Source organism: Thalassococcus sp. S3 (assembly GCF_004216475.1).
Classification (GTDB): Bacteria; Pseudomonadota; Alphaproteobacteria; order Rhodobacterales; family Rhodobacteraceae.
Genome location: NZ_CP022303.1, coordinates 2,788,715 through 2,800,828 on the forward strand (window position 1 = coordinate 2,788,715; position 12,114 = coordinate 2,800,828).

The 12,114-nt window shown below is 57.6% G+C and carries 7 protein-coding genes and 3 pseudogenes; 5 read left to right on the forward strand and 5 right to left on the reverse strand.

Going from position 1 to position 12,114, the window contains the following annotated elements; genetic code table 11:
- Positions 1-52 precede the first annotated feature (52 nt).
- The 3 genes and pseudogenes from CFI11_RS13810 to CFI11_RS13820 all read right to left on the reverse strand — a co-directional run bounded on the left by CFI11_RS13810 (position 53) and on the right by CFI11_RS13820 (position 4,124).
- Positions 53-1,084, reverse strand: a complete 1,032-nt coding sequence (locus CFI11_RS13810; protein WP_130406912.1) for an extracellular solute-binding protein — start codon at positions 1,082-1,084, stop codon at positions 53-55.
- Positions 1,085-2,321: 1,237 nt separating this feature from the next.
- Positions 2,322-2,681 carry a hypothetical protein gene (locus CFI11_RS13815; protein ID WP_165390264.1) on the reverse strand — a complete coding sequence of 120 codons (360 nt, stop codon included), beginning with the start codon at positions 2,679-2,681 and terminating at the stop codon, positions 2,322-2,324.
- A 288-nt stretch (positions 2,682-2,969) separates the two neighbouring features.
- Positions 2,970-4,124, reverse strand: a pseudogene (locus tag CFI11_RS13820) (IS3 family transposase).
- Between CFI11_RS13820 and CFI11_RS13825 the strand changes: the two are divergent.
- A complete protein-coding gene (locus tag CFI11_RS13825; RefSeq protein WP_371687430.1) occupies positions 4,125-4,973 on the forward strand; it encodes a tyrosine-type recombinase/integrase in 849 nt (282 codons plus the stop codon).
- A 1,050-nt stretch (positions 4,974-6,023) separates the two neighbouring features.
- On the opposite strand, the pseudogene istB reads toward CFI11_RS13825, so the two are convergent.
- Positions 6,024-6,903, reverse strand: a pseudogene (gene istB, locus CFI11_RS13830) (IS21-like element helper ATPase IstB).
- A gap of 41 nt (positions 6,904-6,944) precedes the next feature.
- Positions 6,945-7,460 (reverse strand): annotated as a pseudogene (locus CFI11_RS13835) (IS21 family transposase); the annotation flags it as partial.
- 46 nt (positions 7,461-7,506) lie between these two features.
- On the opposite strand from CFI11_RS13835, the gene CFI11_RS13840 reads away from it, so the two are divergent.
- From CFI11_RS13840 to CFI11_RS13855, 4 genes are all read left to right on the forward strand, one after another.
- Positions 7,507-7,914 carry a hypothetical protein gene (locus CFI11_RS13840; RefSeq protein ID WP_130406918.1) on the forward strand — a complete coding sequence of 136 codons (408 nt, stop codon included), beginning with the start codon at positions 7,507-7,509 and terminating at the stop codon, positions 7,912-7,914.
- Positions 7,915-8,440: 526 nt separating this feature from the next.
- Positions 8,441-8,635 (forward strand): AlpA family transcriptional regulator, encoded by a 195-nt coding sequence (locus tag CFI11_RS24960; RefSeq protein ID WP_130406920.1) that lies wholly within the window; start codon positions 8,441-8,443, stop codon positions 8,633-8,635.
- A 267-nt stretch (positions 8,636-8,902) separates the two neighbouring features.
- Positions 8,903-9,439, forward strand: coding sequence for a hypothetical protein (locus tag CFI11_RS13850; RefSeq protein ID WP_130406922.1), 537 nt, complete (start codon positions 8,903-8,905; stop codon positions 9,437-9,439).
- On the forward strand, positions 9,436-12,114 hold the full coding sequence (locus tag CFI11_RS13855) for an AAA family ATPase (RefSeq protein ID WP_130406924.1): 2,679 nt from the start codon (positions 9,436-9,438) through the stop codon (positions 12,112-12,114). Before CFI11_RS13850 ends, CFI11_RS13855 begins: the two co-directional genes overlap by 4 nt.

Genomic DNA, 12,114 nt, shown 5'->3' on the forward strand with positions numbered 1-12,114 from the left:
AAGGGCGCGGAACATGTCCCGCGCCCTTCTCGCTCCCACTGGAAGGGGAGGATTACTTCCAGCCCACCTCGTTAAAGATCTGCTGTGCCGTGGGCACGTTCTGCGCCACTGCCGACAAGTCTACATCATCGGGCTTGAACATGCCAAGCGTTGCGACCGATGCGCTAAGCCCAACACCCGGAACAGCCGGATATTCGTCGTTGCCTGCACTGAAATATTGCTGGGCCTGATCGCTGGCCAGGTATTCCAGAAAGCGGACTGCGTTTTCCAGGTTAGGCGCGTTCGCCGCGACACCGCCACCTGACAGGTTCATATGCGCCCCTTCGGCATCCTGCGCCGGAAACACCCACCCGATATTGGCCAGCGCTTCCTGATCCAGCCCATCCACATCCTTCCGCACGGCGCGGGCGAAGTAGTAGGTGTTGGAGATCGAGATGTCGCATTCACCGGACACCAGACCACGCAGCTGATCGGTATCGCCGCCCTGGGGTTCACGCGCGAAGTTGTTGACCAAACCCTGAGCCCAGCCCTTGGCCGCTTCCTCACCGTGGTTTTCGATCACGGCCGACAGCAGGGTCTGGGAATAGACATTCGTGGACGACCGGTGGCACACTTGCCCTTCATAGGCAGGATCGGCGAGGTCGACATAGGACATCGGCGGGTTTGTCACGTCCTCCTTGTCATAAAAGATGATGCGTGCGCGCTGCGAAAAGCCGAACCACTGATTGTCCTCATCCTGCAGGTAAGAGGGGATCCGCGCTTCGAGCACTTCGCTCTCGATGGATTGCAGAACGCCTGCCGCCTTGGCGCGTTCCAGGCGGGACGTGTCAACCGTCAACAGAATATCAGCCGGCGAGTTCGCCCCTTCGGCTTCCATCCGTGTGATCAGCTCGTCCGCCTTGCCCTCGATCCGGTTGATGGTGATGCCGGTCATCTCCTCGAAATCCGAATAGAGCCGCTCGTCAGTATCGTAGTGACGCGAGGAATAGAGGTTCAGCTCACCATTTGCATAGGCAGCCGCCGCCGATCCGAACACTGCAGCAGCGCTGAGCGCAAGAAGGGAAACCTTGGATTTAGGATGCATTGATCACTCCCGAGATATCTTTTCTGATAAAAACGATCAGATACCCGAATGAGACAAAAGATCAATCGTTCTTGAGTGTTTTTGTCGGAAAATTTTCCGGGACACACGACCTTTTGGCACAAGCAGAACCGTTCGCACTGCCCTGCATGTCCGCGACCCGGTTGATCAGGTCGGATCGGCCGATCGCATCATGATCATCTGGTTGCAGGAAAAGCCATGTTTAGAACGATGATCACATCGTCATGCTTTGAACCGGGTCCGATGTCTTTGGATGCCCCTGAAAAAGCTTCGCATACGCGCTCAAGTCAGCAATTGCAAAAAGCAGAGCACCATCGCAAGTGATGCCACTGAGCGCCAGGCGCAGACTACACCTGTAGAAAAGTGCCAAAGAGATCGGGCTTTTCTTATAAATATAAGACACTTAGGTTAGATCTTATGCGGGCAAAAACGGCATCGGACAGCCATTCCGCTCGACAAAAACCGCTGCTGGCGCGCCTTAGCTGACATGCGGTGATCCCTTTCACGCTTCGTACGGGAAAGACGGTGATAGGGCGCCTGTCACAAAGATCTGACATGCTCATGGGCCAAGATGTGACGCCGCCGGAAACGACAACGAACACCAAGAAAGCCGAGGTCGAGATGTAAGCCTGCGGGTCAAGACGCAGACTTTCGCGACCATGTCACTGATCCGGCTGATCAGTTCGCCCCAAGAATGCCCGCCCTCAAAATGCAGCGCGTGCGAGCCGACATGGCGCGGGAAGCAGACGATAAACGTCTCAAAAGCCACGCCTGTCATGGGATCCCGTATCGCAAATGACCACGCCTCTTGCCGGAAGCAGCCACAACGGCCACAGGTTGACAGGTCAAGGCCCGGCCCTGCGCGCCCAATGATCTCTGAGATCGTATTGGATACTTGAAGACATCCACGAAACTGCGGTCACTGCAGAAGGCGACGTGCCTCCCAACTTGCTAGCAGCGCTTGAGCATTTCGGGTTGGAAACCGACGCCACCCTTGAGAGGGTGCCGTATAAGTCAACGCGTTTGCAAATCCGGCACTAGCGTCGACAGGCACCAAGCAGACGTTAGGCAAGAACAGCAAAAGTCTATCCCGCTCCGCGATCACTCCAAAAACTTCAGCGAATGACGGCTTTGGGCTGGCTTCGGCTATCAGAGCATGGCGCACCTAACGCCAGTGGGGCCCAAAGTACCGCATGCCGCCGTGAACGAATGGCGGCTTTCACCGGCTTGAGTAGAGCTTCTCAATAAAATCGCAGCGTTCTTGCTGGGTGAAGTCTAGGATCAAAATATTTTCAAGTTTCACATCGGAATACTTCGTGCAGTTCTTCGCAAAAACCACAGTTTCCTCAAGAGTCTCGTTGTCATGCCATGTCGTCATGACGAACCTATCTTCCGGTTGTTCGCCGTAGTTGTAGTGTTCAAGGAACGCCCAATCGACCGCATCGTCCCACATGGAACAATCAAGGCCCCATGCTACGGCATAAAGACACCCGGCTGCTACGAGTGCTGCGCTAACTTCGTTCCTGTAGTCGTTGCTGATTTCCCGCTCGATTAATACGAGGCACTTGAATTCCGTCATTTCCGTCGGGATGGAAATTGGAGTATCTTCGGGAAGGTGTACGTACTTGAACATGCTTGTTAACGGACCAAGCGACCACGCTTAAGTCAAGTTTGCCGGTGCGAACAGACACGAAGCAATTAACCTCAAACCCGACATTGCTAATCTTGCAGCGAAGCTCTCTTTATCCGCTCTCCGGTCATGTCGAATAGTTTGAGCAAATGACCGCTTCGCGATAGCGTTAAACTTGTAGCCAGATGCGGCGGAGGCCGACATGATCAGCCCCACCTGATTGGTCCAATTTGATTGTTAGTGTATGACCGGCCTTGGGTCCATGTGGACGATGGTTTCCGGGGCCGGCGGTCGGTGGCCCAGAGCACTATGAGGGCGTATCGTATTGTAGTGTTTTCTCCATCCTTCGATCAGGATTTGGGCTTTGCGCAGGCTAAAGAAGATTTCGCCGTTCAAGAACTCGTCGCGGAACCTGGCATTGAAGCTCTCGCAGTATCCGTTCTCCCAGGGGCTGCCTGGTTCGATGTATGCGGTCCTAGCTCCAACCGCTTTGATCCAGTCCTGTACAGCCTGAGCGACGAACTCTGGGCCGTTATCCGAACGAATGAACGATGGCACGCCGCGCAGAATGAACAGGCCACTGAGGACATCGAGGACATTGCCAGAGTTGAGCTTGCGGTCCACGCGAATGGCCAGACATGCCCGGCTGTATGCGTCGATAATGTTCAATGCCCGGAAGGCTTTTCCATCGTCAGTGCGGCAATGCACAAAGTCGTAGCTCCAGACGTGGTTGCGACGCTCCGGTCTTAACCGAAGGCAAGAGCCGTCCTTTCTTTGGTTGCCTCGATGGTACTTTCAGCCCCTCTCGCCGCCACAGCCTTTCGACCCGCTTGTCGTTCACATGCCAGCCAGCATCTCTCAGCAGTGCCGCGATCCTACGATAGCCATATCAACCATACTGCCGGGCCAATTCGATCATATCCGCCACAAGGTGCTCTTCATCAGTACGTCCCACAGGAGTTTTGCGTTGCGTGGAGCGGTGCTGTCTCAGGACACGGCAGGCACGGCGTTCTGAGACGTTCAGTTCAGTTCGAACACGATCAATGCACGCGCGGCGGCGAGCGGGGATTAGAGGTTTCCCTTGGCCGCCTCCGCCAAGATGAGCTTGTCCAAAGTCAAGTCTGATACGGCCTTTCTCCAACCGCTCGTTCTCTTTCTGCAGACGCTTCAGTTCCTTCAGTTGGTCCGTGCCCATCCCACCCTACTTGTTTGGCGGGAAAACCGTCCACTGGACGCTTTTCTCTATCCGCCTGCACTCCAGCGGTAATACGTCTGTTCAGTCACACCAATCTGACGGATCGCATCCAGACGTGGCATGCCTTGCCCCGTCAGAACCTCAACCTGCGGTAGCTTCGTGACAATCTCTTCCGGTTTGGGTCGCTTGTTGGTCATGTGTTTCCTCCCGTTTTCCTAAACATAGCCGAGGACAACTTAAGTCGGCGAAGACCAAACCCGTTAGAGAAGCATGTACTTCCGAAGCTTGGCGGAAAGCCCGTGTCTCAGATTACCGCCGAGGATGTACGGACAATCCTCGTCGAGATCTGGCGCTCGAAGCACCCTACTGCCGAAAAGGCGATCCAGCGGCTACGCATGACATTTCAACGCGGAATGCTGCGAGGTTTTGACTGCGACCCAAAAACGATCACCATCGCTGAAGAGTTGCTGGGACCGTGGCACCATCGCACGACACCCACGCCAGAGACAGATTGGCGAGATATTCCGGAACTATACCGCTGGCTCGAAGGAAAAGGAGTTGCCGCAACTTGTTTGCAGTTCCTAATGCTTACGGTCGTTCGGACCCACGGATGCCGTGCCGCCCGTTTCGATGAGATCGAGGGCGATATTTGGACTGTCACCGAAGAACGGGTGAAAGGCCGCGTAAAAACGGTAGAGCCTTTCCGGGTTCCTTTGGCACCTGCCGTCCTAGAACTGGCCCAACGGAGAAGACTACTAGGTGGAGAGTTTCTGTTTACGGGCCACCGCGGCAATCCCATCTCCAACTCATCGATGTCGAAGTTTCTCAGGGATCATGGGGTTGAAGGCCGCCCTCATGGCTTCAGAACGAGTTTTCGAACTTGGGCGCAAGACAACCAAGTTGGGGATCCCACCGTCGTAGAAAAGATAATGGATCACTCGACCGGCAATAAGACTGTCCGGGCCTATGCAAGGTCGGACCTGCTCGAGCCCCGACGACCGATCATGGAAGCTTGGGCCGAATACGTAACAGGCGGTTCAACGTAACGACCGCCGTCTGCTTGCCACTCGAGAACCCGATCCTAGCAACAACCGCTCCAAGCCAATCCCGAATGCTTGAGCGGTGTTACAGAACAGCCTCCCTACCAAACATACGAAAGGCCACTGAAGCAATGAAACCCAAATCTCACACCCCAATTTCCTGCCCACATGGCGAACGATTCAGTAAAAGCGATCGGCCCACTTCCGACGGGCGCCGTATTGCCTATCAATGGCTAGACGCACAAGCGAAAGTCAAAGAAGCCAGGGCCGATGACTGGAAGCACCTTATCGAAAGATGGGGTGGCAGATACACTACAGACGAAGACGTCAAGCAAGCTGCAAACGATCATCCAGACGTACACTACAAAGACGGCCGGCTGAACATTAGCCGCCGCCTTAAGGTGCCATCGGAGGAACGACTCGCAGACATTCGATCTGCCCGAACTATGAATACTTACAGCGTTCAACAACAAGACTACCGCTACTCCGAGTGAACCTTGCCGCCAATTCACAGGGTATAGATCTAGAAACAAATTCTGTCGCGATTTGACATCGCAAAGAGGTGACTTCCATCGGAAGCAATGAGATAGCGCGACGCGCGAATAGTAGCGTCGGGCGCATATATTAAATGACCGCTCTTTTCGTGGGTCTACGACTGGCACCGCCTTCCTGAATTTGTGCTCTTAGATAGACAGATTAGACTGCCAAGCTTCTAGCAAGGCGGTCGACTTCATTGTGAAGCATTTGGCTTCGCACAGCCGCTTCAACACCCATATTTCGTAACTCCGCTAGGTCCCACATCATCATCGCAACGGCTAGCGTTCGATCTACGAATGGTTGGCGACGGATTATCGACGCCTGTACCAATCCCTCTGGCGCATCCAGGTGAATATCCATCACCCCTAAATCGCCAAAGCCTCCTATGACAGTCCCGTCCAAGCGGACCTCGCCATTTAACTCCATGGCGCTCTGGTTTGATGATATGTTGATTGTCACTGAGAACTGCCCCGGTGTTTTCGCCGAGATTTGACCCAACTTTGTTTTATGCGTCGTGGTTTATGACGCGGTCAATGTTGTGGCCTCCTTTTCTGTTTTCTTTGCAGCCTTGGCACTGGCTTTGAAGCGGTAGCTGTCGTTTCCGGTTTCCAGGATGTGGCAGCGATGTGTGAGCCGGTCGAGCAGCGCGGTGGTCATCTTGGCGTCCATTGCCCGGCAGGCGATTTGCGAAGCAAATCTGCCGAGAGGGGCCAAAGACCTGTGCCCATTCTGAGAAGCTGAGGTTGGTGGTGATGATCACGCTGGTGCGTTCATAGAGCTTGCTGAGCAGATGGAAGAGGAGCGCTCCGCCGGACGCACTGAACGGCAGGTAACCGAGCTCGTCTATTACCCGGCAGGCGATTGCGCAGCAATCTGCCGGGAGGGCAGGATGACCAAGTCAGCCTTGGTGAGCATCTCAGCCATCTTCCCGGCTTTGCCGAGTGCTTTCTCCTGTTCCAGTGCATTGACGAGTTCCACGGTTGAGAAGAAGCGGACCTTGCGCCTGTGATGTTCGATCGGCTGCACGCCAATTGCTGTAGCGGTATGGCTTTTGCCTGTTCCGGGGCCGCCGATTAGCACGACGTTCTCGGCCGCTTCTCCTCTCATCGTTTGCTGTGCAAACGACTGCCGGGCAATGGATGAACTCGCATCGATGCAGCTGCCGCACTGTCGCCTCGTTGATCTCACCGGATGCAAAATCAAAGCCGGTGAGGTCTTTATATGCGGGGAAGCGCGCCACCTTGGTGTGGTAGGCAATGGACCGCACCTCGCGTTCCGCGATTTCAGCCTTGAGCAATTGCGACAGCATTGGCGTTGCGGCTTCAAACGCTGGCGCCCCCTGGGCGACCGGATCATCGACCGCATTTGCCATGCCGTAGAGCTTGAGGCTGTGCAGCATGATGACGATGGAGGCTCCGGCTGGGTCATGACGCCCCCGTTTCACGATGCGCGCGCCTTTGGCGCGACGCGCTTCTCCCCAGTCCGTCTCAGGCCGTCATAGCGATTGACGTTTGCTTCTGGCGTCGTTTGCAATACCAGCGCCTTTGGTGGATCGACCTCGGGGTGCTCTGTCGGTTTGCGGTCGATCAATCGGTGCAACAGGTTCAGGATATGCGTTTTGGTGGGAACGCCTGCTTCGAGGGCCAGTTCCACTGCCCGCAAAACATCCTCTTCATTGTGCTGAAGAACCAATGACAGGATGTCGACCATCTCTCGGTCGCCGCCGTCCTTGCACAGCATGTGATCCTGCAATTGACGGAAGGCTACAGGCATCTCTGTGAACGGCGCACCGTTGCGAAGCGCGCCCGGTTTGCGTTGGATGACAGCCAGATAGTGACGCCAGTCATAGATGACCTTGCCGGGCTTGCGATGTGACCGCTCAATGATCCGTGCGTGCTCACAAACTGTTTGCCCTTCGGCCACGACCACCAAACGCTCAGGGTAGACATGCAGGCTGTTGCCCGTGTACGACGAGGATACACCGATCGGCTCGACAAGGCAGATGAGGACCTGGTTCACGACTAAGCCAAACTTTGCAGCGGTGAAGTCTCACATAAGCCATCTGGTCGGCGATTCCGCTTGGGAGGGCCACGCCGCCAACCTGTTCGAGAGCAGCAGCTCGGTCGTTTCGTACGCCAAGAACGATCACTTGGGTTTCGAAGTCTACTACATGTGGGGTGGAAGCAGACGGCGGTACGTGCCCGACTTCCTAGTAGAGTTGATCAACGGAAGAACCCTGATCTTGGAGATAAAGGGACAAGACAGTCCCCAGAAGCGAGCAAAGAAGGACGCGCTAGACCAGTGGGTGGCAGCTGTTAACCAAGCAGGCGGTTTCGGGCAATGGTGTGGGGATATCGCTTTCGCTCCGCATCAACTGCAGGATATCATTGAGAAACACGCCGTCAGTTGAACAAGGACAATGCATAGGCTCCTCGCGAAGCTACACACAGACGAACCTAAGCCCCACAGCGGGAAGTCCCTCGACAAGTTCCGCCTAAAGCGTTGAACCAGCGGGGTCAGGCTGGGAAGTCCAACCAGACTCGTCCCGGCTCATCGCAAACCAAGGAAAGGACTCTTCGACTGCAGCTCCTAAAGAACGAACACCCACTCCGCTCCGTCCGACCACTAAATACGATCTAAAGCAGCATCCCTGAAATATTCGAGAAATCTTGCAGCGCCCGTCAATCCAGTTAACTCACTGATCCACATCATGTTTCTGGTTGAATGGGCTGCATTGGATCGCTATGGGTGAAGTGTGGCAGGCAGGTAGCCGCCACATCTGAGACTTTGCAGCGACCAAGGCTTGGTGGCCAGTAGAACCTGCATGACCGCGGCGCATACGCCGCTCTCTGGTTCCCTAACGAAAATCTGTCGGAATCCAGCCGGGTAGAGTTCCGGTAATCGAGCATTGGAGCCGGCAACATGAGGACCACATCATGGCTTCGACAACTGAAGAGCTTCCGATCTTATTACTCAGCGTGCAGCAAGTCGCGACGATGCTGGGCTGTCACAAGAACACGGTCTGGAACCGATCGGGGACGGACACCTTCCCAAAACCGATCAAATGGGGAGGAAAGACAGTATGGAGACGGAGTGATATCGAGGCGTTCGTCGATCAACTCGCTGCCTAAGTGTCATGCCAGCTGGCAGGCTGCTGCGCAGCCTGTCGGCTGGCACATTATTTTTCAACAACTTACGATGATGAATGGTGCACCGGAGGGGAACAACCTAGAACCCGCCGATGCCGATTTGCTTCTTTCGGAGCTAGAGGCTTGGAGCGATATTCTCAAGTCTGAGCCTGAGGTTATCCACAGGTTGGCGGAGATGCAGCGGGCGTCTGATGAGTCGGACCGGCTTGCATCGGATGCCAGCGCGCCTGATCTTCCGGGGATGGAGCCATGAGGGATCGGGCGCATCCTCAGTCGCAAAAGGCCGTGTCAGCGTTCAATGCGGCGGCGACGGAGAAGGCGACGCCAGCCAAGCGGCGGGCCCGTTCGCCGCTGACGCTGCGTCTGACACTTGACGAACGGGCGCGTTTGGAAGAGCTGGCGGCGGGTATTACGCTGAGCGCCTATGTGCGGGCCTGTGTGTTTGGGGCGGAGGCGAAGGTGCGCAAGCGGCGGCCCCGGGATGTCGTTTCAGATAAGAAGGCGGCGGCGGAGGCTCTGGCGTTGCTAGGGCAGTCGCGGATTGCGAGCAATCTCAATCAGCTCGCCTACCATGCCAATGTGGGTGCCCTGATGATGGGCGAGCAGGAGAAGGCGGAGATTGCGGAGGCCAACGCGCATTTGCTCGCCATTCGGACCTTGCTCGTCCAAGCTCTGGGCAAGTCCGCGTCATCCGGGACAGCAGAGAGATCGAACGCTGCCTCTCGCGACGCTCGAACGCGCCCGATCTCTGAGGTTTCGGCGGGAACCCGGAGACGCGGTAGATGATCCTTGAAGGCAATGCGCGGGGCTATGGGGCGGAGCTCGCCCGGCATTTGATGAACCTGCGGGACAATGATCATGTCTCCCTGCATCTGCTGGACGGGTTTGTCGCGGAGGATTTGGCGGGCGCGCTTGAGGAGGCCGAAGCGATCAGCCAGGCGACGCAATGCCGGAAGTATCTGTTTTCCCTGTCATTGAACCCGCCGCCTGAGGCGTCGCTGTCTGAGGCACAATTCGAGGCCGTGATCGCGCAGGCGGAGCGGGATCTCGGGCTTGTCGGTCAGCCCAAGGCGATTGTGTTTCACGAGAAGACCGGGCGGCGCCATGCGCATGTGGTCTGGTCGCGCATCGATGCCTCCCGCATGAAGGCGATCAATCTGCCGCATTTCAAGCGCAAGCTGATGGCGATCTCGCGGGCGCAATATCGGGAGCATAGCTGGGACATGCCGCCGGGCTTCACCGATGCCGCCAAGCGCGATCCGAACCGGTTTACCAATGCCGAAGCGGGACAGGCCAAACGGGCCAAGCGCGATCCGGCCCAGCTCAAGGCGATGTTCCGGGCCTGCTGGGATGGTTCGGATACGCAATCGGCCTTTGCGGCGGCGCTGGCAGATCAGGGCTATGTGCTGGCACGTGGGGATCGGCGGGGCTTTGTGGCGGTGGATCAGGCGGGCAAGGTCTGGTCGCTATCGCGCTGGTGCTGGGTCAAGTCGCGTGCGCTCAAAGCCAAGATCACGGAGCCGGAGCACCTGCCGGATGTGGAGGCCGCGCGACATCTTGCGAAGGGTTTGACCCCCTCTCCTGCCCTGAACCACGCGCGGCAGGATGAGGCCTATCGCGCCAAGCTGGCAGATTTGATTACTGCGCAGCGGGACGCACGGGCACAGCTTTTGGAGACGCAACGGCGACGGGAAGCAGAGCGCTTGCGCCAAGCGCCGGGCGGGTTTCGGATTGCGTTTCTCAAAGTGACCGGGCGCTACCGCGCCTTTGTCGCGCAAAGGGCCAAAGAGACCGCGCAGGCGCAGTCGAGGGCCGCGCAGGAGCGGCAGGCGCTGATTGATCGGCACTTGCGCGAACGACGGGCCTTCGAGCGTGAGCACGCGCGGGCTTACGCAAAGGCGAACAGAGATAGTGATCAGCGCTTCGAGCCGCAACAGGACGCGGAGACGCTCAGTGCGGCGCGCATCGCCCGGCAACCCGATCTGGTTCTGGCGGAACTCTCAAAAACAAAGGCCAGCTTTACGCGCATAGATGTGCTGCGGGAACTCTCGCGCTGGATCAACGATCCTGCTGCGTTGAGCAAGGCCGCGAATGTCGCGCTGGCGTCGCCCGAAGCCGTGCAGCTCTCCAGTGATCAAAGAGCCCGCTACACGACCCGCGACTATCAGGCTGCGGAGACCATGCTGCATGGGGCGGCGGAGCGGTTGGCGAGCTCTTCTGCGATCAAGGTTGCGCCGCAGCATATTGCCGATGCCCTCACCGCGCAGAACAGGCAGATGAAGCGGTCCTTCGGCGGAAAGCTCAGCGAGGAACAAACCCGTGCGATCAAAGCGGTTCTTGGCAAAGAACGGCTGGCCCAAGTCGTGGGCCTCGCGGGCGCGGGCAAGAGCACGCTGCTCGCCACAGCCGCCGATGCCTGGCGCAGACACGGTGTGACCGTGCATGGCGCGGCCCTCGCGGGCAAAGCGGCGGATGGGTTGCACGCCTCGTCCGGAATCCCCAGCCGCACGCTCGCCGCGCTGGAGCTGTCCTGGGAGAACGGCCATGCGCCGATCAAGCCAGGCGATGTGCTGGTGATCGATGAGGCCGGGATGATCGGCACACGACAAATGGCGCGGGTGACGGTGAAGATGGAAGAGATCGGGGCCAAGCTGGTTCTGGTCGGCGATCCGGATCAGCTCCAGCCGATTGAGGCCGGCACACCGTTCCGCGATCTGGTGGCACGGCATGGCGCGGCGCAACTGAGCGAGGTGCGCCGACAAAAGGCGGACTGGCAGCGGGGCGCGACGCAAGCGCTCGCCAAAGGGGAGACATCACAAGCCGTAGAGACCTACCGCTGCAATGGAGCTGTCTCTGCGCATCAGACACAGGATGCCGCCATTGAGGCGCTCGCCGAACGCTATGCGATGGATGCGCTGGCGGATCCGTCGCGCCGCCCGCGCCTCGCCTTGGCCCATAAGCGGCTGGACGTGCACAAGCTGAACCAGTCCATCCGGGCGGCGATCCGACCGGAGGAGCAGACTGGCGATGATGTGATGCTCCAAACCGAGACCGGCAAACGCGCCTTCGGCTCAGAAGATCGTATTGTCTTCACCCGCAATGACACGGAACTGGGGGTGAAGAATGGCATGCTGGGCTCGGTGCAACAGGCCTCCGATGGCAAGATGACCGTCACGCTGGATGGCGACGACCAACAGCGGGTCACCTTCGATCCTCGGACCTATCGCCACTTCGATCACGGCTATGCCGTCACCATCCACAAATCCCAAGGGGTGACGGTCGATCAGGCCTATGTGCTCGGCTCCCGCTCGATGGACAAACATCTGGCCTATGTTGCATTGACCCGGCACCGCGAAGATGTGCAGCTCTATACCAGCGCAGAGGACAGACCGACCTGGACCCAGCATCGGACAGTGACACCCGCCCGGACTCGCGCCCGGGATGGGCCTTCCATGGGATGA

What these genes read in the sequence shown, in the direction of transcription:
- CFI11_RS13810 (WP_130406912.1), bottom strand. Translation starts at nt 1,084, where the DNA reads ATGCATCCTAAATCCAAGGTTTCCCTTCTTGCGCTCAGCGCTGCTGCA.
- CFI11_RS13815 (WP_165390264.1), bottom strand. Translation starts at nt 2,681, where the DNA reads ATGACGGAATTCAAGTGCCTCGTATTAATCGAGCGGGAAATCAGCAAC.
- CFI11_RS13840 (WP_130406918.1), top strand. Translation starts at nt 7,507, where the DNA reads ATGAGGACCTGGTTCACGACTAAGCCAAACTTTGCAGCGGTGAAGTCT.
- CFI11_RS24960 (WP_130406920.1), top strand. Translation starts at nt 8,441, where the DNA reads ATGGCTTCGACAACTGAAGAGCTTCCGATCTTATTACTCAGCGTGCAG.
- CFI11_RS13850 (WP_130406922.1), top strand. Translation starts at nt 8,903, where the DNA reads ATGAGGGATCGGGCGCATCCTCAGTCGCAAAAGGCCGTGTCAGCGTTC.
- CFI11_RS13855 (WP_130406924.1), top strand. Translation starts at nt 9,436, where the DNA reads ATGATCCTTGAAGGCAATGCGCGGGGCTATGGGGCGGAGCTCGCCCGG.